20 protein-coding genes are annotated in these 21,637 nt (G+C 64.2%); 12 read left to right on the forward strand and 8 right to left on the reverse strand.

What is annotated here, in order from left to right:
* Positions 1–24: 24 nt before the first annotated feature.
* The 4 genes from AWB77_RS29585 to tatA all read left to right on the forward strand — a co-directional run bounded on the left by AWB77_RS29585 (position 25) and on the right by tatA (position 4,061).
* Entirely contained in the window at positions 25–1,404 is a 1,380-nt protein-coding gene (locus tag AWB77_RS29585) for a hypothetical protein (protein WP_061138038.1), read from the forward strand.
* Positions 1,405–1,456: 52 nt separating this feature from the next.
* Positions 1,457–2,806 (forward strand): GntT/GntP/DsdX family permease, encoded by a 1,350-nt coding sequence (locus AWB77_RS29590; RefSeq protein ID WP_061138039.1) that lies wholly within the window; start codon positions 1,457–1,459, stop codon positions 2,804–2,806.
* A 45-nt stretch (positions 2,807–2,851) separates the two neighbouring features.
* Positions 2,852–3,661, forward strand: a complete 810-nt coding sequence (locus AWB77_RS29595; RefSeq protein ID WP_061138040.1) for a DeoR/GlpR family DNA-binding transcription regulator — start codon at positions 2,852–2,854, stop codon at positions 3,659–3,661.
* A gap of 178 nt (positions 3,662–3,839) precedes the next feature.
* Positions 3,840–4,061 carry a Sec-independent protein translocase subunit TatA gene (tatA, locus tag AWB77_RS29600; protein WP_061138041.1) on the forward strand — a complete coding sequence of 74 codons (222 nt, stop codon included), beginning with the start codon at positions 3,840–3,842 and terminating at the stop codon, positions 4,059–4,061.
* Positions 4,062–4,072: 11 nt separating this feature from the next.
* Here tatA and AWB77_RS29605 read toward each other — a convergent pair whose 3' ends face one another.
* Both AWB77_RS29605 and AWB77_RS29610 read right to left on the reverse strand, forming a co-directional pair.
* Positions 4,073–4,522, reverse strand: a complete 450-nt coding sequence (locus AWB77_RS29605; protein WP_061138042.1) for a cupin domain-containing protein — start codon at positions 4,520–4,522, stop codon at positions 4,073–4,075.
* 86 nt (positions 4,523–4,608) lie between these two features.
* Positions 4,609–5,319 (reverse strand): response regulator transcription factor, encoded by a 711-nt coding sequence (locus AWB77_RS29610; protein ID WP_061138043.1) that lies wholly within the window; start codon positions 5,317–5,319, stop codon positions 4,609–4,611.
* Positions 5,320–5,850: 531 nt separating this feature from the next.
* Between AWB77_RS29610 and AWB77_RS29615 the strand changes: the two genes are divergently transcribed.
* Positions 5,851–6,669, forward strand: a complete 819-nt coding sequence (locus tag AWB77_RS29615; protein ID WP_061138044.1) for a sulfite exporter TauE/SafE family protein — start codon at positions 5,851–5,853, stop codon at positions 6,667–6,669.
* A gap of 4 nt (positions 6,670–6,673) precedes the next feature.
* Here the strand turns inward: AWB77_RS29615 and AWB77_RS29620 are convergent, their stop codons facing one another.
* A complete protein-coding gene (locus AWB77_RS29620) occupies positions 6,674–7,720 on the reverse strand; it encodes a LacI family DNA-binding transcriptional regulator (protein WP_061138045.1) in 1,047 nt (348 codons plus the stop codon).
* 267 nt (positions 7,721–7,987) lie between these two features.
* Here AWB77_RS29620 and AWB77_RS29625 point away from each other — a divergent pair, with 267 nt between their 5' ends.
* Complete coding sequence (locus tag AWB77_RS29625) at positions 7,988–9,295, forward strand: MFS transporter (protein WP_061138105.1); 1,308 nt, start codon at positions 7,988–7,990, stop codon at positions 9,293–9,295.
* 10 nt (positions 9,296–9,305) lie between these two features.
* A complete protein-coding gene (locus AWB77_RS29630; RefSeq protein ID WP_061138046.1) occupies positions 9,306–10,466 on the forward strand; it encodes an L-talarate/galactarate dehydratase in 1,161 nt (386 codons plus the stop codon).
* A 307-nt stretch (positions 10,467–10,773) separates the two neighbouring features.
* On the opposite strand, the gene AWB77_RS29635 is transcribed toward AWB77_RS29630, so the two are convergent.
* Positions 10,774–11,748 (reverse strand): threo-3-hydroxy-L-aspartate ammonia-lyase, encoded by a 975-nt coding sequence (locus AWB77_RS29635; RefSeq protein WP_061138047.1) that lies wholly within the window; start codon positions 11,746–11,748, stop codon positions 10,774–10,776.
* Positions 11,749–11,863: 115 nt separating this feature from the next.
* Between AWB77_RS29635 and AWB77_RS29640 the strand changes: the two genes are divergently transcribed.
* From AWB77_RS29640 to AWB77_RS29650, 4 genes are all read left to right on the forward strand, one after another.
* Positions 11,864–12,496 carry a helix-turn-helix transcriptional regulator gene (locus AWB77_RS29640; RefSeq protein ID WP_061138048.1) on the forward strand — a complete coding sequence of 211 codons (633 nt, stop codon included), beginning with the start codon at positions 11,864–11,866 and terminating at the stop codon, positions 12,494–12,496.
* Positions 12,497–12,779: 283 nt separating this feature from the next.
* Positions 12,780–13,025, forward strand: coding sequence for a transposase (locus tag AWB77_RS34855; RefSeq protein ID WP_074168990.1), 246 nt, complete (start codon positions 12,780–12,782; stop codon positions 13,023–13,025).
* A gap of 132 nt (positions 13,026–13,157) precedes the next feature.
* Positions 13,158–14,438, forward strand: a complete 1,281-nt coding sequence (locus AWB77_RS29645; protein ID WP_082852780.1) for a GGDEF domain-containing protein — start codon at positions 13,158–13,160, stop codon at positions 14,436–14,438.
* A gap of 138 nt (positions 14,439–14,576) precedes the next feature.
* Positions 14,577–17,528 carry a chemotaxis protein CheB gene (locus AWB77_RS29650; RefSeq protein WP_244158696.1) on the forward strand — a complete coding sequence of 984 codons (2,952 nt, stop codon included), beginning with the start codon at positions 14,577–14,579 and terminating at the stop codon, positions 17,526–17,528.
* Between the two features lie 15 nt (positions 17,529–17,543).
* On the opposite strand, the gene AWB77_RS29655 is transcribed toward AWB77_RS29650, so the two are convergent.
* Positions 17,544–17,723, reverse strand: a complete 180-nt coding sequence (locus tag AWB77_RS29655; protein WP_244158697.1) for a hypothetical protein — start codon at positions 17,721–17,723, stop codon at positions 17,544–17,546.
* A gap of 37 nt (positions 17,724–17,760) precedes the next feature.
* Positions 17,761–18,372 carry a TetR/AcrR family transcriptional regulator gene (locus AWB77_RS29660; protein WP_208601579.1) on the reverse strand — a complete coding sequence of 204 codons (612 nt, stop codon included), beginning with the start codon at positions 18,370–18,372 and terminating at the stop codon, positions 17,761–17,763.
* 348 nt (positions 18,373–18,720) lie between these two features.
* On the opposite strand from AWB77_RS29660, the gene AWB77_RS29665 reads away from it, so the two are divergent.
* Positions 18,721–19,716, forward strand: coding sequence for an MDR family oxidoreductase (locus AWB77_RS29665; RefSeq protein WP_061138051.1), 996 nt, complete (start codon positions 18,721–18,723; stop codon positions 19,714–19,716).
* 3 nt (positions 19,717–19,719) lie between these two features.
* On the opposite strand, the gene fliT is transcribed toward AWB77_RS29665, so the two are convergent.
* Positions 19,720–20,061: a flagellar protein FliT gene (gene fliT, locus AWB77_RS29670; RefSeq protein WP_061138052.1), complete on the reverse strand. Its 342-nt coding sequence runs from the start codon at positions 20,059–20,061 to the stop codon at positions 19,720–19,722.
* A gap of 8 nt (positions 20,062–20,069) precedes the next feature.
* Complete coding sequence (gene fliD, locus AWB77_RS29675) at positions 20,070–21,626, reverse strand: flagellar filament capping protein FliD (RefSeq protein WP_061138053.1); 1,557 nt, start codon at positions 21,624–21,626, stop codon at positions 20,070–20,072.
* Positions 21,627–21,637: the final 11 nt, after the last annotated feature.

Below are 21,637 nucleotides of genomic sequence, written 5' to 3' on the forward strand. Positions count from 1 at the left end.
ACGCCTTTTTGCGCGGATTCCAAGATGAACTTCGAACTTCTGTTTTCCCCGGCTTCGTCGGCGCACGCGGGCCAGCCGGTGCGTTACGCGCTGACCGGCGCGAAGGGCGGCTTCGCCCGTACGCTGCTTGCACAGACGCGGCTGATGGAGCGCCTCGTGCCGGCGGTCCTGTGCGATCTCGATGTCGCGGGCCTGCGCGCGATGTGCGTCGAGCTGGGTTTCGACGACGCCGCGCTCGTCGATTGCGCCGACGCCGCGAGCGTCGCCGCGCTCGACGCCGGCAAGATCGCGCTCGTCGCCGATGTCGCGCTGATCGCATCGGCGCAGTACGACATCCTCGTCGAAGCGACCGGCAATCCGTCGGTCGGCTACCGCGTGGCGGTCGCGGCGCTCATCGCCAAGCGCCACGTCGCGATGGTCAGCAAGGAGGTCGATTCGGTCGCGGGCGTGTCGCTCGCGCGGCTCGCGGAGCGCCAGGGCGTCGTCTACACGACGGCGGACGGCGATCAGCCGTCGAACCTGATCGGCTGGGTGACGTGGGCGCGCGTGCTGGGTCTGGAGATCGTCGCGGCGGGCAAGTCGAGCGAATACGACCTCGTTTTCGACGATGCCACCGGCCAGGTCACGCAGCTCGACCAGACCTTCGCCGCGCCGGAACTCGCCGGCCTCATGGCGCTCGGCGACGACATTCCCGCGACGCTCGCCGCACGCCGTGAGGCGTTGCGCGGCCGCAAGACTTCCGCGACGGCGGATTACTGCGAGATGAGCGTCGTCGCGACCAACACGAACCTCGTGTCCGATGTCGAACTGCTGCATTACCCGGTCGCGCGCACGACCGAACTCGCCGATATCTACGCGCTGCGCGAAGACGGCGGCGTGCTGTCGCGCGCGGGCGTCATCGACGTATTCAACATGCTGCGCCGTCCCGACGAGGCGAGTTTCGCGGGCGGCGTGTTCGTCGTCGTGCGTACCTTCGATGCGCCGACGTGGGAATTGCTCGCGCAGAAGGGCCACGTCGTGAGCCGCAACGGGCGCTACGCGTGCATGTATCTGCCGTATCACTTTATGGGCGTCGAGACGCCGATCACGCTGCTCGACGCGGTGCTGCACGGCCGCCCGTCGGGCGCGGCGAGGCCCGCGCAATGCGTCGTGCTGGCGGGCCGCGCGAACGTCGATATCGCCGCCGGCACCGTGTTGCACATGGGCGGCCATCATCACGACGTGACCGGCGTGCAGGCCGTGCTGCTCGATCGCAACAACGCACCCGCCGATGTCGCGCCGCTCTATCTCGCGGCGCACACGACGCTCGCGCGCAACGTGAAGGCGGGCGAGCTCATCACGATCGGCGATCTGCGCAATCCGGACGAAGCGCTGCTGCGTGCGTGGGAAACCGGCTGCGCCTGAGCGCGGGGCAACACGGCATTACTCGAACAACGAAACAGGAAGGGGAGACACCATGCGGGGAGAATTCGGGACGATCACGATGGCCGTGATCGCCATCGTCGTGCTGATCGTTTTGATCGCGCGATACAAGCTGAGCCCGTTCATTGCGCTGACGCTGGTCGCGCTCGGGCTCGGTCTCGCGGCGGGCGTGACGCCCGAGCACGCGATAGACAGCTTCACGAAGGGCTTCGGCGGCGCATTGGCGCGCACCGGTCCGGTCGTAGGCCTGGGCGCAGTGCTCGGCGGCATCATGATCGGCACGGGCGGCGCGGATCGCATCGCGAATGCGTTCGTCGGCAAGCGGCCGTTGTGGCTCGCGCCCTGGACCGTGTGCGCGGCGGCGCTTCTGATCGGCATGCCGCATCTGTTCGACGTGAGCTTCATCATGCTCGCGCCGCTCGTCTATACGATCGCGCGCCGCACCGGCAGCCATCTCTTGTACATCGGCTTGCCGCTCGCCGCGGGCCTTTACGTGTCGCACGGTCTGCTGCCGCCGCATCCGGCGCCGACGCTCGCCGTGACCGCTTATCACGCCAACACCGGGCTTACGCTGCTGTACGGTCTCGTCATCGCGATTCCGGCGGCGGTCATCACCGGCCCGCTTTTCACGGCGTTCGCGCGACGCAGCTTCGGACCCGCGCCCGATCTGTCGAAGGGTCCGGGCGGCACGCGCACCGATGCCGAAAACGCCACCGACGTCTCGCTCGCGCTGTCGATTCTCTGCCTGCTGATTCCGCCGGGTTTGATGCTCGCGGGGACGCTCGGCATGGACTACAGCACGAAGGGCACGGGGCAATACGTGTTCTTCCAGTCGCTCAACGATCCGATCCTGTCGCTGCTCGCCGCCGTGATTTTCGCGTTCTTCGCGCTCGGCATCAAAAGCCGGTTTCCGCTCGCGGACATGCAGAAGATGATCGGCAAGGGCATCGCGCCGCTGTCGGCGATCCTGCTGATTCTCGGCGCGGGCGGCGGCTTCAAGCAGATGCTGACGTCGATCCATCTGGACACGATCATCGTGTCGCACACGGCGAGCTGGGCCGTGAGCCCGCTCGTGCTCGCGTGGGTGATCGCCGCGCTTTTGCGCGTGTGCGTCGGCTCAGCGACGGTCGCGACCGTGGCGGCTTCTGGCATCGTCGCGCCGCTGCTCGTGTCGCATCCGGGCGTTTCGCCGGAACTGATGGTGCTCGCGACCGCTTCCGGCGCGGTGATGCTGTCGCACGTGAACGACTCCGGCTTCTGGCTCTTCAAGGAATATTTCCAGTTGACGGTCTCGCAGACGCTGCGGACGTGGACGCTGATGCTGTGCGTGCAGTCGCTCGTCGGGCTCGCGGGCGTGCTGCTCATCAACATGTTCATCGGCTAAGATAGGCGACCCCCCGCAGGCGGGGCGCTTAACGAAGGTTTTCCCATGTCGAGCCAGGCCAAACCCGATGCATCCGATGTTCCGCTGATTCCCGATCAGCGGCGCGAGGCCATGCTGCGCCAGTTGCGCCGGGACAAGGTGCTCTCGGTGCATCAGTTGATGGAGTCGTTCAACTGTTCGCACATGACGGTGCGGCGCGACATCGCCGTGCTGGAAGAGGCCGGCTTCGTCTACACGGTGCCGGGCGGCGTGCGCATCGCGAGTCATCTGAACAGCGAGCCGAGCCATCAGTCGAAGGCGGTCGTCGAGCAGCCGCAGAAGCAGGCCATCGCGCGGCGTGCCACGGAAGGGCTGCGCGCGGGCATGTCGATCTATCTCGATGCCGGCACGACCATGCTGTCGTTCGTGCCGCATATCGTCGAGCTGCAAGACATGACGGTCGTGACCAACGACTTCCAGATCGTGCGCGAACTCGCCAGCGCGACGCACGTCAACGTCATTCATATCGGCGGGCAGCTCGATCACAAGAACCTGTCGAGCGTCGGCACGCTCGCGGCGGCGACGCTGCGTCAGGTCGTGCTCGATGTCGCGTTCATCTCGGCGAGTTCATGGGACTTGCGCCGTGGCGTGACGACGCCTTCCGCGCCGAAAGTCGAGGTCAAGCTCGCGGCGATGGAAGCCGCATCGCGCAACGTGCTCACCGTCGCGAGTTCCAAGTACGGCACGGTCGGGCTGTACAAGGTCGCGAGTCTCGAGCGCTTCGATCAGGTCATCACCGACGACGGTCTCGCTCCGGCTGCTGCGACCGGCATCCGGCAATCGGGCATCGATCTCGCGCTGGCGGCCGTCGCGTGAACCGTCCGGCGCCGCGGTAACAATTTCCTCGAATGGCGGCGCTTCGCGTAACGGTTTGAAACGAAGCTGCATAAATCATTGATTTCTATGACAGAATGGGCCACGAATGCGGGTGCGGGCGAGTAAATTTTGCGCATCCCTACGGTTTCAACGTTCTCTCTGTTAGGAGTTAGGTGATATGGGAAGTCTCAGCATCGGGCATTGGCTCATCGTTCTTGCAATCGTTGCGCTCATTTTCGGCACGAAAAAGCTGCGCTCCGTCGGCTCCGATCTGGGCGGCGCGGTCAAGGCATTCAAGGACGGCGTAGGCGATGCAGCACCTGCCGCCAATGCAACCGCCACGCCCGCGACGATCGACGTTCAGGCGAAGGACGTCGCCGCACGTTCACCGGCGCGTTAAAAAAACGGCGGCTACGCCGCATGCGCTTTCAGCGGCGGCCCGAGAAACTCGATGTCCCATTTCGCGCCGAACCGCGCGAGCGTCGCCGGGTCGGGCACGCCGTCCGTCATCACGTCGCGCAACTGGCCGAAGAAGCTGGCCGCGTCGAATCCCGGCGAGATGAGGACCAGCATGGGCGACGTTTCATCGTCGATATTGACGAAGCGATGCTTTGTGCCCGCGAGCGCGGTGAGCGTCTCGCCCGCGCTCACGATCCGGCGCTCGCCGTCCACTTCGAACAGATAGCGCCCCTGCAGCACATGAAACACTTCGGTCTCGTTTCCATGCCGATGCATCGGCGGGCCGAAGCCGGGCGCATCGTGCGTTTCGATGAGCGTCGCGCGCCCCTCGGTCGCCGATGGCTCGATAAACACCTTCAGATCTAGGCCGATGGCGGGAATGCGAATGGCGCGTTCGTTCATGTGATGCTCCTTGGTAGGGTGTGGAGTCCGACACTGCCCGTGCATCGTATCGATGCACAGTTAGCCGGGAATTACGCGTCGATGCGTCAATGCGTGAGCGCCGCATGCGCTTGCGATGGCGCGCGATGCTGCTTCGGCTCGCCGCCCGCGAGCGTCCAGCCGATGCCGCGCACGTTGCGGATGAAGTTGCGTCCGAAGCGCTTGCGCATCGAATGGATCAGCACGTCGAGCGCATTGCTTTCGACTTCGTTGCCCCAGCCATAAAGACGTTCTTCGAGTTGCGCGCGGGACAGAATCGTTTCGGGCCGTTCGAGCAGCGCGTGCATCAATGCGAATTCGCGCGCGGAGAGCGGCGAGGCGACGCCATCGCGCGACAGTGTCCGGCGGTCGAGATCGAGGCACAGCGCTTCATCGCCGATACAGGACGTCGCGTAACCGGCCTGACGGCGCAGCACCGCGCGGATGCGCGCCAACACCTCGCGCACGTCGAACGGCTTGAGCACGCAATCGTCCGCGCCGATGTCGAGACTGCGCACGCGTGTCGCCGGATCGTGAGACGTGGTGAACGTGAGCATCGGCACCTTGTTGCCCGATTCGCGCGATGCTCGCAATAGCTCGAGACCGCCGCCGCACAGAAGGCCGAGCTCCAGCAGAACGACGGCGTAATAACTCGCGTCGATGGCAAGACGCGCCGCGCGCGCATCGCGTACCCAGTCGACGCGATAATCGTTGTTTCTCAAAGCCTGGAACAGCGCCTGCCCAACGTCCAGATCGTCCTCAATCAGTAACACACGCATGATGTCCCTTCGTTCGTCGGAATAGATGATACGGATGCCGAAATAAACTGCCCGGTCATCGGCCGGAGCGCCCGACGCACATGGATCATCAAGATTCAGTCGAGCAGGATGTGTTTCTTGCGCGCGACGAAGCGTCGTACGAATCGCGCCCTCGACGTATTTAACTGGGCTCTCTTTCGTAGATCCAGTTGGATACCAGTTATTCGAGTGGCGATATATTAGGAACGACGGTTCCGGGTCGTCTTGTCTTTTCGGTCCTCGGAAAGCGACGATTTCAGCATAGTTTCAGCGCGCGCAACGACCGCCGCGATCGGTGCGATGCGGCCTTACAACACTTGCGATAAAGAATCGAACGTTCAGGAAACCTTGTCGTTTCTGAGCTCATGCGTGTCGCGCGGTCGAAGATCGTGTCATGGCGGCATAGCGTCGAATTTCGACGAAACGCGTTAGGTGTTTTCCCTCATTCGCACTCCGTAATTCCGAACTCATTCGTCGCGGTCAAGCTCACGGTTCAATAGCTAAGGAACCGTCATGAGCTTCACGCCCGAAATCATCGTTGTCGTCGTGGTGGCCGGATTGTTGTGCGGCTTTCTCAACACGGTCGCGTCATCGGGATCGGCGGTTTCGCTGCCGATCCTCATGTCGGTCGGCCTGCACGCGGCCACGGCGAACGCGACCAATCGCATTCCGGTGCTCGTCGGTGCGATCGCCGCGACGGTCGGGCTCGCGCGCAACGGCGCGATTCCGTGGCGGCGCGCGCTCACCGCGGCCGCGCCGCTCATGGCGGGCGCGGCGCTCGGCGCAATGGCGAGCGTCTATCTTCCAGGGCATGACTTGCGCATGGTCATCGTGGGCGCGGTCGTGCTCGCGTTGATCCTCATCCTCACGAAGCTCAAAAACCTGCTGAACGCGGCGGGAAACGGCGAGATAACGCTCGGCTTCAAGTCGATGTCGCTGCTCTTTCTCGTCGGCATATGGACGGGCTTCATCGTGCTCGATTCGGGCACCTACATGCTGCTGGTGCTCGTGCTCGCGGCGGGACTCTCGCTCGTCGAAGCCAATGCGATCAAGAACGTCGCCACGTTGCTGACGACCGCCGTCGCGATGGCCGTCTTCGTGCAGCATCAAAGCATCGACTGGCCGATCGGCGGCATCATGGCCGCGGGCAGTCTCGTCGGCGGACTGCTGGGCGCGCGCCTCGCCATCTCCGACAAGGCGCGGCGGTGGATCGTCGTGTTGCTGGTAAGTGTGATCGTCGCCGAGCTGATTCATCTCGCCGTGCCGGTGCACTGGCTCGATGCGCGCGTGATGCCGGCCATCGGCGCTTACGCGGGCAACGCGCTGGATTGAAGCCTCACGCGCTCTCGCGGTCGATGATCGAGAAGCCCGTATCGATCCTCGTCTGCGCTGCAACGTCCATGTCTGAATCGGCTGCGCCGAACCTCGCCAGCAAAGTCTGCGCGGTCTTCATGCCGATGGTCGCGCCCTCGACGCGCACCGTCGACAGCGCAGGGTAGACGTGCGCGGCGGTGCTGAGATCGCCGAAGCCCATCACTGCGACATCGCGCGGCACGGCGATCTTCCGGCTGGCCGCTTCCGCCAGAACGCCCTGCGCGAGCGTGTCCGAACTGCAGACGATGATATCGGGCTTCGCTTCGTCGAAAAGGAGCGCCGCGCCCGCGCGTCCTGCCTGCAGTGTCGCGGGCGCCGGCAGTGTTCTGAAATCCGCATCGGCGATGCCGTGTCTGCGCAGTTCCGCGATCAGGCTCTTTGCCCGTCGCAAACCTCTCGGATCGTCGATCGAAACGATCCCGAACTTGCGATAACCCTTGCCGAGCAGATGCTGCGCCACTTTCTTGCCGACTTCCTCGTGCGAGAAACCGATGACCGTATCGATCGGCTTGCTGGTCAGATCCCATATCTCGACGACCGGAATCCGCGCCTTGGTCAGGCGCTCGACCGTCGCTTTCGTGTGGCTCGTTCCGGCAAGCACGATACCGTCGGGACGCCGGCCGAGAATCGCTTCGACGAGCGCTTCCTCGCGGGCCGTGGAATACGCGGTGAGGCCCAGCAGCGTCTGATAGCCGGCTTCGGTCAGCTTGTCGACGAGCGCCTGCACGGTGTCGGCGAAGATCGAGTTGGCGATGGTCGGCAGCAGGATCGCGACGAGCCGGCTCTTGCTGCTCGCGAGGCCGCCCGCAAGCATGTTGGGCACGTAGCCGGTGGCGCGCACCGCGTCGAGCACTTTCTTCTGCGTGTCGCTGCGCACGAGTTCCGGGCGGTTCAGCGCCCGCGACACGGTCATCGGTGCGACACCCGCGACTCTCGCGACATCGATCAGCGTCACGCTCTCCGGCTGCGCGGAAAGCGCGATCTGCCTGCTGGATATTTTCTTCGCCATGTTGGAAAGACGACTGCCTGTTTGTGTCGGCGCGGACCGGCCGCTCAGAAGAATTAGACCACGAACGCCGCGCCTTTCCGATGCATCGCGCCGTCGTGTTCATCGGGGAAAACACCGATGATTGCGCAATCAAAAAGCGTTGAATGATTGCGCAATCACTGTATTATCGATCGCAAGCAGACCACCCAGGAGACAAGCGTGGCAGTCCAGTCATCGAGCGCACAAAGCGGCGCGCCTCGCACAAAAGTGCGCTGGTTCATTCTCGCGATGATCTTCATCGTGACCGTGTTCAACTACGTGGATCGGGCGACGCTTTCGATCGCCGCGCCGAGCATGCGGCACGATCTCGGCTTCGACGCGTTGACGATGGGCATCGCGTTCTCGGCCTTCGGCTGGGCGTACACGGCCATGCAGATTCCGGGCGGGCTGCTTCTCGACCGCTTCGGCGCGCGCATCGTGCTTGGCATCAGCCTGATTCTCTGGTCGACGCTGACCTTCCTTCAGGGCTTCGTGCATCTCTTCGCATCCGCGTTCCTGATGCTCTTCGTGCTGCGCTTCCTGATGGGCATCGCCGAATCGCCCGCGTTTCCCTGCAACAGCCGCCTGACGGTGATGTGGTTCCCGAGCGCCGAGCGCGGCCTCGCGACATCCATCTTTCAGCTTGCGCAGTACTTCGCACTCGCGGTCTTCACGCCGATCATGACCTTCACGGTCAGCGCGTGGGGCTGGCATTACGTGTTCTTCACGACGGGCGCGGTCGGCATCGTCATCGGTTTCTGGTGGCTGCGGTCCGTGCGCGAACCGCAGCGCGATCATCGCGTCAATGCGGCGGAACTGGAATACATCGCGGCGGGCGGCGGTCTGCCGACGATGGGCGACAGTCCGCAGCCGTTCCGCTGGAAACAGGTCGGTGCGATCGCGGCGAACCGCATGATGATCGGCGTGTATATCGGCCAGTTTTGCCTCACGTCGATCACCTGGTTCTTTCTCACGTGGTTCCCGACGTATCTCATCGAAGCGAAGGGCATGTCGATTCTGAAGGTCGGTCTCGTCGCCGCGTTGCCTGCGATTGCCGGCTGCATCGGCGGACTCATCGGCGGCCTGTGGTCCGACTGGATGCTCAAGCGCGGCTTCAGCCTCACCGCCGCGCGCAAGACGCCGATCATCTGCGGCCTGATCCTGTCGAGCACGATCGTGGTTGCGAACTACGTCCATTCGACGACCATCGTGATTCTCGTGATGTCGATCGCTTTCTTCGCGAAGGGCGTCGGCAATCTCGGCTGGTGCATCGTCGGCGATGTGTCGCCGAAGCATGCAATGGGCATCAGCGGCGGCATCTTCAATCTGTGCGGCAATCTCGCGAGCATCGTGACGCCGCTCGCCATCGGCTGGATGATCAAGAGCACCGGATCGTTCGAAGTGGCGTTGACCTATGTCGGCGCGCTGTCGATCCTCGGCGCGTGTTCGTATCTGTTCATCGTCGGCAAATTGCAGCGTCTGGATCTCGACGATCACGACGATGGCGCGCAGAAACGCGCCGCTGCGCCCCTGAAAAACCGCGCCACTGCCTCGTAAGGAAGCAAACATGAACGCAACATCATCGCTCATCGCCGCGACGTCGAACGACTCGATCAAGTGGGTCCGCGTCGCCTCCACCTTTCTGCCGCTCGCCAATCCGATCAGCGATGCCAAGGTGCTTACCGGCCGCCAGAAGCCGATGACGGAAATCGCGATTCTCTTCGTCGAAATCGAAACCGCCGACGGTCATCGCGGTCTCGGCTTCAGCTATTCCAAGCGCGCGGGCGGCCCCGGCCAGTTCGCGCATGCGAAGGAGATCGCGCCGGCGTTGATCGGCGAGGACCCGAGCGATATCGCGCGGCTGTGGGACAAACTGGCGTGGGCGGGTGCGTCGGTGGGACGAAGCGGGATGGCCGCGCAGGCGATCGGCGCGTTCGACGTCGCGCTGTGGGATTTGAAGGCGAAGCGCGCGAACCTCTCGCTCGCGAAACTGCTCGGCGCGCAGCGAGCATCCGTGCGCTGCTACAACACGTCGGGCGGATTCCTGCATACGCCGCTCGATCAACTCGTGACGAATACCGACATTTCGCGCGAGAAGGGCATCGGCGGCATCAAGCTGAAGGTTGGACAGCCGGATTGCGCGCTTGACATCCAGCGCGTGCAGGCGGTGCGCAAGCACCTCGGCGACACGTTCCCGCTGATGGTCGATGCGAATCAGCAGTGGAATCGCCCGACCGCGCAGCGCATGTGCCGCATCTTCGAACAGTTCAACCTGATCTGGATCGAAGAGCCGCTCGATTGCTATGACGCGGAAGGCCACGCCGCGCTCGCCGCCCAGTTCGATACACCGATCGCAACCGGGGAAATGCTGACGAGCGTGTCCGAGCATTGGGAGTTCATCCGCCAGCGCGGCGCGGATTATCTGATGCCGGATGCGCCGCGCGTCGGCGGCATCACGCCGTTCCTGAAAGTGGCGACGCTCGCGGACCACGCGGGGCTCATGCTCGCGCCGCATTTCGCGATGGAGCTTCACGTGCATCTCGCGGCGTGCTATCCGCGCGAACCGTGGGTCGAGCACTTCGAATGGCTGGAGCCGCTTTTCAACGAACGCCTGGAGACCAAGGACGGCCGCATGATCGTGCCGACGCGTCCCGGTCTCGGCCTGAGTCTGAGCGAGCGCGTCGCCGGATGGACGGCGCAGGATGCGGAGACCGGCAGCCGCGGCTGAGGCGGTTTCCGGTCGAGATCAGACCAGCGCCTGCGTCACGTCATCGGAGAAGGGCATGCGCCGGCCATCGATCAGCACGCCGCCTCCATCTTGCGGATCGCGCTCTGCCTGCGGGCCAATCACCATGTTGCGCGCCGTCCGGTTGGTTTCCGGACGCCCAAGACAACGTGCCGAGCACATCGGAGGCGCGGAAGCGTCGCCGCAACGTTCGGCCGTGCCGCGACGTCGATGCCGGTGACATCGGCGCCGTAGACGAACGCGAGCCAGCGTCGCATCCAATCCATAGGATGCTTCGTGCGCCGATCCGTCAGGCTTCGCCGGTTACGAGCGAGCAGAATCGATCGAGGTCGATGTTGCCGCCGCTGATAATCACGCCGACGCGCTTGCCCTTGAGCGCATCCTTCATGTTCAGCGCGGCGGCCAGTCCGAGGCATCCGGTCGGCTCGACGAGGATCTTCATGCGGGACGCGAAGAACTTCATGGCGTTGACGAGATCTGCATCCGATGCAGTCAGGATGTCGTTTACATCGCGCTTGATGATGGCGAACGTGTAGTTGCCGAGATGCTGCGTCTGCGCGCCGTCCGCGATGGTTTTCGGCGTATCGATATGCACGATCCCGCCGCTGCGGAACGATTGCTGGCCATCGTTGCCCGCTTCCGGCTCGACGCCGTACAGCACGCATTGCGGCGCGAGCGCCCGGGTAGACAGCGCGGTGCCCGAGAGCAGGCCGCCGCCGCCCAAGGGCACGAAGAGATAATCGAGCGCGCCGGCGTCTTCGAAGAGTTCCTTCGCGGCTGTGCCTTGTCCCGCGAGAATGTCCGGGTGATCGTAGGGCGGAATCAGCGTGAGACCGTTTTCATCGGCGAGACGCTTGCCGATCGCTTCGCGATCCTCCGTGTAGCGGTCGTACCCGATTACTTTCGCGCCGTATCCCTTCGTCGCCGCCACTTTGGCTGCGGGCGCGTCGTGCGGCATCACGATCGTTGCAGGAATGCCCAGGAGCTTCGCGCACAGCGCAATGCCTTGCGCATGATTGCCCGACGAGAACGCGACGACGCCCGCTTTGCGCTGTTCGGGCGAGAAGCGCGAGAGCGCGTTGAAGGCGCCGCGGAACTTGAACGCGCCCATGCGCTGCAAGTTCTCGCACTTGATGAAGACTTCCGCGCCGGTCATGTCGTTCAGCGTGCGCGAGGTCAGAACTGGTGTGCGATGTGCAATGCCCGCGATGCGCGAAGCCGCGGCCTCGACGTCTGCGTAAGCAGGAAGCTGGGAAGGGGTCATGTCTGACTCGGAAGGATAGCCGTGTCTGTAAATTATGTCCAATAATGGACGAAATATCAATATCAGCCGCGCACCATACGCTATACAATGCGCCGAAACCTAGATGAATCGTCCAATGGCCAAGCGCAGACTCACGCCCGAGCAGAAAACCATCGTCGATCAGGTCAAGCACATCGCGGCGGGCCTGGGCGAAACGCTCGCGCCTTTCACCGAAGTCGTGGTTCACGATCTTCTGCATCCGAAGAACGCGATTCTCGCGATTTACAACAACCTGTCCGGGCGTGCGGTCGGCGATCCGGCGACCGAACTGGGCCTCGCGCGCATCGCCGATGCCGGATATCCGCAAGTCGTCGCGAACTACGCGAACCGTTTCGCGGATGGCCGGCAGGCGAAGAGCACGTCCATCGGCATAAAGGATTCGGACGGGCGATACATCGCTGCGCTGTGTCTGAATGTCGACGTGACGCTTATCCGCAGCATGACGACCATGCTGGAACAATTCTCCGCGCTCGCGAACGATGCGGTCAAGGAGTCGCTCGATCCGTCCGGCGCCGCGTCGTTGCGCGAGCGGATCGACCGGTACGCGGTCGGTCACGCGACGACGCCGCAATCGTTGCGCACCGATCAGCGCAGGGCGCTGATGCAGGCGCTCAAAGACGAGGGGTACCTCGAACTGCGGCGTTCGATGGAAACCGTCGCCCAGCACCTGGGCGTCTCGCGGGCGACGGTCTACAACGACGCGAAGTGAGACCGCTTGCGCCGCCGATCCATCGCCCGATAGTGGCATGAAGACACTGTTCGTCAGTGATGACGAAGCGGCGCGTGCGCTTGAGGGCGTACAGTTCGGCGCAGTTCAGAGCGGCGATCGAGGCGGAATTGGACGAGGACAGCGAAATCCAGCTACTGACGAGCCGTCCGAAACGGCCCTAGAGTTCCAGTAAGAGACATGAGTGAGTTGAGACGGGCGTATCCAGATACATCAAAAAGCGCACTCGCTTCGATGTGCTTCTGCCATTTCGGATGGTCCACGCTTGCGTGGCCTCGAGCGGCAGCGCCATCGACGCGCGCACTTCGCGTGCGCCCGGTTATGGCAACAGCGAGGTGAAACGCAAACGCATCAAGAGCACTTCGGTTGGGGCAAGACCGTAAGTCGACTTCGACAGACGGTGTATCGAGGCATCGTAAGTGTGAACCAGCACTTCAAACTGACGATGCTGGCAAGCAACCTGAAGCGAATGGCACGAATACTGACGGCCTTGCTGCAAGGCTGCTGGTGAGTCGGCATTGGTGCGCACGTCCGGCGTTTCGAGCATTCCCTTCGGATCCCTCGCTCCCTCAATTTTCCCCATCCCCTGCCGTAAACGAGCCATGTCAGATCGTCTTCCGCTGGAAGAAGGCTCAACGAGCGCATGCGTGTCGACCTCATAACCCTCTATTTGTTAGCAATCGGTACGCTCCTCGCCAGCAGCGGCTTGACGCTCTGGGAGCGCCGGTCGTATCCGCGGCGCAAACGCGAACTCGGCGTGCTCGCCGCCGGTTACGCCACGCTCGCGCTCGGCTGCGCCACCGCCTCGATCCGGCACGACGTCCCCGGCCTGCCCGGCGTCGCAGGCTCCGCGCTCGCGAATCTCATCATCGTCGGCGGTTATCTGCTGAATCTGCAAGGCGTCGCGCTGCTCAACGGACGCCGTTACGGCCGCATCTCCGTCGTCATCCTGTCGATGCTCGCGCTCGCCTGGGTCATCGCGGGCAAGCGCGGCGAAGCGGTCATGTGGGCCTACGTCAGCGCGACGCCCATCGCCGTCGTGTGCGGCCTGACCGCGCGCGAACTGCTCGGCACGCGCGATTCGAAATGGAAGCAGTCGCGCAATCTCGCCGTGGCCGTCACCGGCACGCACGCGCTCTTCTACGCGTTCCGGGTCACCATCCTGCCGTGGCTCGCGGCGTCGTTCGGACCGCATGTGCTGGCCATCGTCGGTCAGGCGACGATGTACGAAGGCGTGCTTTATTCCGTCGTCCTGCCGATGACCCTCCTGCGCCTCGCGCGCGACGAAGCCCACGCCGATCTGCGGCGCGAATCGCAGACCGATTACCTCACAGGCCTCGGCAACCGCCGATGGTTCTTCGAAGAAGGCGCATCCGCCATCCGCGACAGCAACGCCTTCGCGCCCGTGTGCTGTCTCGCGCTCGATCTCGATCACTTCAAGGCGATCAACGATCGCTTCGGCCACGAAGCCGGCGATGAAGTGCTGAAGTCGTTCTCGCGGACGCTGCGCAACGTGCTCGGGCGCGATGTGATCCTGGCGCGCATCGGCGGTGAAGAGTTCGCGGCGCTGCTGCCGGGGCACGAAAACGCGCGCGCCAAAGACCTCGCCGAAGCCGTTGTGCGCCGCTTCGCGCAGACGGTTACGCGCGCGGCGGGCGGCGTCGAAATTTCGGCGACGGTCAGCATCGGCATGGCGCGCTTCGGAACCGACGACGACACGCTGGCAAAGGTGCTCGCCGCCGCGGATCGCGCGCTTTACAGCGCGAAATCGCGCGGCGGGAACCGGCTGGAGATCGCATCCACGAAACTCGACGCCGTGAAGGGCGACAACGTCCGCGATCTCACGGCTGCGTCGACGGGAGCGAAGGCCGTCGAACGATCGGACGAATCCAGCAACCTGGCATGTTATCCGCTTGACAAATGACGGCCGCCCGTCCGGATCGACCGTAAAACGACCGCCCGGGCGCCGCCGAGGCGGATCACGTGGTTCGCACCGTGAAGCAGTCTGCCCGATGCCTAGGGAATTTTGACGCGGCGTCTGACAGATTTACCGGAGCCGACCGTGGCCGACTTTCTGGCAATGGACGTAAGGCAAGCCGACGTTCCCATCGCCGCTGTCGGCGCATCGGCCGGCGGCATCACCGCGTTGCAAAAACTGTTCGAGCGGCTTCCCGTCTCGATTCCCTTCGCGCTCGTCGTATTGCAGCATTTACCGGCCGACAAGACCAGCGGCCTCGCCAACCTGATCGCCCGATGGACGCGCCTGCCGGTCCGCGCCGCGACCGACGGCACCCGGCCCGTCGCCAATTGCGTGTACGTGCCGTCGCCGGACCGCATTCTGACGCTCGAAGACGGCGTGTTCCGCACGCGGCCTGCGGAGGGCGGCGAACGGCGTCCCGGCATCGACACGATCGACTCGTTTCTCGAAAGCCTGTCGCAGCGCGAGGCGCCGCGTTCGCTCGCGGTCATCCTCTCGGGCACCGGAATGGATGGCGCCGCCGGCGCGCTGCGCATCCGGCAGGCGGGCGGCGTCGTCATCGTTCAGGATCCGCTCACCGCGCTTTACGACGGCATGCCCAACGCCGTGATCCAGCGCGGCATCCACGATCACATCCTTCCTCTCGCGGCGATCGGTCAGCAACTGGTCGCCTGCGCCGATCCGGCATACGTGCGCCCGGTGCCGTCGGGCGGATCGGCGGTTGGCGCGTCGGAGACGCTCGGCCGCATCATCGAGCTGGTGCGTCAGCGCGCCGGGTTCGATCTGAGCGGCTATAAGCCTTCGCCACTGCTCTGGCGCATCCAGCAGCGCATGGACGCGCGCGAAATATGGTCATTCGACGACTACGCCTACCTCATCGAAGACGATCCGGTCGAACTCGAAGTGCTGGTTCGCGGCATTCCGATTCACGTGACCGAGTTTTTCCGCGATGCCGATGCCTGGACGGTCCTGCGCGATGAAGTGCTCGGACCGATCGTGTCCCGCCACGAAAAGCAGCGCACCGTGCGCGTGTGGACGCCCGCCTGTTCGACCGGCGAAGAAGCGTATTCCGTCGCCATGCTTTTGGATGAAATGTCGCAGGAACGCGCGGAACCGTTCGATTTTCAGGTCTTCGCAACCGATGCCGCGCCGGAACTCGTGGCGCGCGCGAGCCGTGGATTGTTTCGCGTCAAGTCGCTCGCCGGGGTATCGGAGGCGCGTCAGAGCCAGTACTTCTACAAGGTCGACGGCGCGTTCCGCGTGAAACGCTGCCTGCGCGAAAAGCTCGTCTGCGTGCCGCAGGATCTCATTTCCGATCCGCCGTTCTCCGGGCTCGATCTGGTCACGTGCCGCAACCTGTTCATCTATCTGGAATCCGAAACGGTCAGGACGCTGCTCTCAGTTCTGCACGGCGCGCTGCGCGTCGGCGGTGTGCTTTTTCTTGGAAAGAGCGAAGCGTATCCACTCGCCGGACAGGGCTTCGAAGTGGTCTCGTCGAAGTGGAACATCTATCGCAAGGTAGGCCCGATGCCCGGCGGCGGGCGCATGAGCTCCGTGCCGAGGCCGGCATCGAACGGCCAGGCGCTGGCGGCGGCGCTGCGCGTCGCGCACGAGCAGTTCGACGTTCCGTCGGTGCTGATCGACGACACGTGCAGCGTGCTTCGAACCTACGGCAACACGAAGGGCATTCTCAGGTTGCCGGCGGGCGAGCCGTCGCTGGATCTGACCGAACTCGTGCCGCGGCAATGGGCTGCGCGCCTCGAGCATGGCGTGCGGCAGGTGCTCGAGCGGCACGAGGCGATCGTCCTGACCGGCCTGCACGATGGCGACGCAAACAGCGCCGCCGCGAGCGTGCGGCTCACGCCGCTGCAAACGTCGAGCGGCGATGCGCGGGACCGCATACTGGTGTCGTTCATACGCGAGGACGACACGCTCGATGCGCTTCAGGCGGACGGCTCCTCCGTTCTTCAGGACGATCTCGGCATGGACGACGCCATCGACTGGAAGGACGAAGCCCGGATATCGCGCGAGGAAGTCGAAGCGTCGCACGAAGAACTGCTCGCGCTGAACGAAGAACTCAAGGCATCGAACGAACAGCTCAACCAGAGCAACGAAGACCTCGATCAAGCGAACGTCGAGCTGCAGGAGAACATCGCGCAACTCGCAATGCAAAGCCGCGTGTTGCTCTCCGGCGCGGTGATGACGCTGTTGCTCGATGCGGAACTCAAGCTCCGATGGTTCACGCCGTCCATGCGCGACCTGTTCCCGCTGCGAGACAACGATACAGGTCGCAGCATCGCCGATCTCGTTCCGATCTTCCGCGATCCGGATTTCTATACGGACATCCGCCGCGTGCTCGATGCCGCCGACCCGCGCGAAGCGGTCATCCGCAACGGCGGCGGCCGGTGCCTGCTGCGCAAGATTTTTCCTTATGTCGCGCAGACGGGCGTCATCGACGGCGTCGCGATCACCTTCGCCGACATCACCGACCGCGTGCACGCGGAGGTCGCGCTGCGTCGCAACGAGGCGTGGCTGTCGGCGCAGAAGGAAGCGTTTCAGGCGGCGATGAACGGCGAGCGGCTCGGCGCGTCGCTCGGCGTTCTGATACGCACGCTTGCGGCACAGGCCCAGGACGGACGCCGCTGCGCGTTCTACATCGCGGACGGAGACGTGCTGCACCATGTGGTCGGCATGCCGGACGCGTATGCGCAGTGTGTCGACGGTTTTCGCATCTCGCCCGAGTCGCTTGCCTGCGGTCTTGCGGTCGCGACCGGCGAGCCCGTCATCACGCGCGACGTGCTCGACGAACCCCGCTGGCGCTCGTGGACCTGGCTCGCGAAGAAGTTCGGCTATCGCGGCTGCTGGTCGTTTCCGGTCGAGACATCGGAAGGCAATCTCGTGGGCTCGCTCGCCATGTATTTCGATGAACCGCGTGGGCCGTCGCCGATGGATCTCGATCTCGCCGCCGCGTTCACGCAGACCGCCGGGATCATCATCTGGCGATATCTGCAAAGCGGACAGATCCGCGAACTGTGATCGCGGCGGCACCGGTCATGCGAAAAGCCGTTGCCTTTCACCATAGGGCAAGGGGTGATCGTCGAGCGTCTCGGAGCGGCCGCGCGACAGAAAGTCCGTCGCCAAAGCCTTCGTCTTGCCGAGCACGAGCTGCGAAATGCCGCTGCCCGCGCCGAGACGGCGCACGCCGAGCGGCCGCCGACAGGTTGCCCTCATCGACCGCGCGCGCCGGAACTGCATCGCTTCCAGTCGATCAACGTTCCGCACTACGCGTCAGATGCGCGAGAAAGGCGGCGCTCGCATCATCGAGCGGCTCTCTGGATTGTTCGAGCTTCGCGCACATGACCGCGCCTTCCCACGCGTTCCAGAAGTATCGCGAGAGTGCGGCGGTGTCCGCGTCCGCGTGAATCTCGCCGCTCGTCTTGCCTTCTTCCAGACACGCGCGGATTCGTCTGCGCCAGTCGTGCAGGACGTCCACGAGCGCCTTGCGGAAGGTTTCGTCGAGTGCGGCCAGTTCCTGACTCAGATTGCCGACGAGGCAGCCGCGCCGGAACGCATGACGCTCCATGCCGATCGCGGCATCCTCGGTGAACGCCTTAATGCGTTCGAGCGGGGAGAGGCTCGCGTCATTCAGATGCATGTCGAGCTTCCTGGCGAAGTACGCGTGATACGCCTGAATGACTTCGAGGCAATACGCGTCCTTGCTGTTGAAATAGTAGTGAAACGAGCCTTTCGGCACGCCGGCGAGCGCGACAAGTTCATCGAGCGAGAAGTTGTGGAAGCCCTTTTCTGTCAGGATCGCGACACCGAGCCGGATCAGCTCCGATCGGCGACCGCCATCTTTCTTGCTTGCCGCCGTTGCCATCGATATGACGTCCTTCGGATGATTGAGGCTATTGCTACCAGCCCGCGCTATACAAGGCGAAGAGCGCATCGAGCGCCGCGCCGAGCAGCCCGCACGCGGCAAGCCCCGGCTTGCCGGCAAGCGGTCGGCGCTGCCCGTGCACGTCGACGTCAACGTTTGGACGATGAATCCCGCCTGTACGGCGTTCGTGAGCCAGCCGATTCCCGCTGCGCGGAGGTGCCGCGACATCGCGATTGTCATCCGCGTGTCGAGCCGCTTCAGTGCTTTCCCGGAACGAATATAGGTTTTTGTAGACGACCAGTCAACTAGTGGCTATAACGTCGATAACCGACGAAGGGAGAACACACGATGACCGGACAGACCTTCAACGCCCTGATGCTGCGCGAGGAAGACGGCAAGACCATCGCCAGGGTCGAGACGCTCGGCTTCGATGCGCTGCCGCGCGAAGATACGCTCGTCAAGATCGACTACTCGACGATCAACTTCAAGGACGCGCTCGCCGTCACCGGCAAGGGAAAGATCGTCAGGACGTGGCCGCTCGTGCCGGGCATCGATTTCTCTGGTGAAATCATCGAAACGTCGAATCCGGATCTGCGCGCGGGGCAGAAGGTCGTGCTCACGGGCTGGAGCGTCGGCGAAAAGTACTGGGGCGGCTACAGCCAGTATCAGCGCGTGCGCGGCGAATGGCTGGTGCCGCTGCCGGAAGCAATCACGACGCGTCAGGCGATGATGATCGGCACGGCCGGCTTCACCGCCATGTTGTGCGTGAACGCGCTCGAAGACGCGGGCATCGCGCCGGCGAGCGGCCAGGTGCTCGTGACGGGTGCGTCGGGCGGCGTGGGCAGTGTCGCGGTCGCGATATTGAGCAAGCTCGGATACGAGGTCTGCGCGCTCACCCGCAACGAGCAGAAGCACGAGTATGTCAGGAGCCTCGGAGCAAAGTCGTTCGCCGATGGCCCCCGGTGGGCCGAGCCGCCGCGTGCGCTCGAAGCGCAGAATTGGGCCGCGGCCATCGACACGGTCGGATCGAAAGTGCTCGCCCGCGTGCTCGCGGAGATGAATTACAACGGCGTGGTCGCCGCGTGCGGACTCGCTGGCGGCGCGGATTTGCCGACCACCGTGATGCCGTTCATCCTGCGCGGCGTACGGCTCATCGGCGTGGATTCGGTGATGTTGCCGTCGAAGGATCGCATCGATGCGTGGAACCGCATCGTCGATGATCTTCCGGCTGCGCTGCTCGACGGCATCGCCGCAAAAACGGTCCGGCTCGACGAAGTGAGCGCGGCCGCCGAAGCGATGCTCGCGGGGCAGCTCAAAGGCCGGGTGCTGGTCGATGTGAACTAGTGCTTACGCGCTGGCCGTTCCGGACCGGCTGAGCGCGAAGCCCGAACCCATCCGCTGATAATGATTCGCCGCGTTCACGCCTTCCATCGAACGCTTGTACTGGCTGGAAAGATGCGCGTGATGCTCATGCGCCGCGCGCACGACGGCGGTATCGGCGATCTGGATGCGGCGGATCAGATCGAGCGCGGAGGCCGGCTGGTCCGCCTGCAACGACATGAGCAGCGGCGAGCGCGTCTCGGTGATGCGCGCCGCCTCGATCCAGTCGCCCGAACGCGCGCTCGCCTCGATGGCCTGCGTCATCTCCCACACCGTGTTCAGCAGATCGGCCTGATTCGATTGCGTCATGGCTTGCCTCAGCTCTTGTTCGACGCGAGCGCGCCGGCGCTGTTCGTGCCGCCGAACAACTGCGTCAGATATTGCGAGTTGTTATTCATCTGCGACATCAGCGTATTGAGCGCCGTGAACTGCGCGGTGTACGAATCCGTCAGCTGATTGGTGTACGTGGTCAGCGTGGCCTGCTGCGCCGTGAGGTTCTTCAGGTCCGCGTTGATCGACGTGGTGCGCGCGTCGAGCAGGCCGCCCGTCGCGAGGAAGTTGTTCAGCGACGTGTTCATCTTCGTGCCGACGCCGCTCGTCATGTTGAAGACCGAGGCCACCGTCGCCGGCTGGTTCGTGAGCGCGTTGGAGAGCGCCGTGTCGTCGACCTTGAGCGTGCCGTCCGGCTGCAGCGCGATACCGATCGACGCGAGGTTGGTCGAGCCGCCGCCCGAGCTCACGCTGCCGCTCACGATGCTCGCGAGCGTGTTCTTGATCGTGTTCATCATCGAGTCGCCGAGGAACACGCCGCCTTGCGAGCCTTGCGCCTGCGTGTTGTCGAACGAGGTCAGCGAAGTCGCCGTCGAGATGAAGTTGTTGTACGCCGTGACGAACGCGTTGATCGCGGTCTTCTGGCCGGTGGTGTCCTGAGCGATGGTCAGCGTCTGCGGCGTGCCGACAGCCGCCGAGGTCAGATTCAGCGTGATGCCGTTGATGGCCGTCGTCGAGCTGTTCGTCGCGCTTGTCACCGTGGTGCCCGCGACCGAGAAGAGGGCGTCCTGGCCGGCGACGCTCTGCGTCCAGTTGCCGGTCGAGGTGATCTGCGTGCCGGAGGTCGTCGTCTTGCCGTTCGCGTCGGTCGTCGTCGCGCCCGCGGCCGACGTGACGTTCAGGCTCGCGAGGTCGGACTGCGACGAACCCGCCGCGCCGCTCGTCGTCGCTTCGACCGAAATGGCGTTGGCGCCGCCCGTCGTCGAGGAGCGCAGCACGAGGTGCGCGCCGTCCGTGCCGTTGACGATGGTCGCCGTGATGCCCGGGTTATCCTTCGCGCCGTTGATGGACGAAGCGATGCCCGCGAGCGAGTTGTTCGACGAATCGACGTTGATGCTGAAAGACTTCGATCCGAGCGAAAGCTTGAGGCTGCCCGAATTGAACTGTTTGGTCGTGTCGAAGCCGCCGGAGGTCAGGCTTTGCGATGTCGCGATGTTCGTCACGTTGACGAGGTAGCTGCCCGCCACGGCGCCGGTGCCGGCGGTCGCGGTGATGCCCTTGCCATCGGAGGTCGCGGTGAAGGCGCCGAGCGCCGTGCCATCGGAAAGCCCCTCGACGGAGCTTTGCAGCAGCGACATGATCGACTTGAGCGTGCCGATTGCCGAAAGCTGCGTGTTGTCGTTCGTCTGCTTCGAGGTGATCGCCGCACTCTGGCCGGCCACCTTCGCGTTGACGATCGCCGTAATGAGCGAGGAGACGTCCGTGTTCGAGCCCGTCGAACCGCTGATGAGCGACTGCGCCGCCGACTGGAGCGCGCTGTTCGCGGACGCCGTCGCGCTGGCTACGGAGCTGGCCGTGCTGCTGGTGCTGGTCACCGTGGTCATGGACTTTCCCT

Source organism: Caballeronia fortuita (genome assembly GCF_001544835.2).
GTDB lineage: Bacteria > Pseudomonadota > Gammaproteobacteria > Burkholderiales > Burkholderiaceae > Caballeronia > Caballeronia fortuita.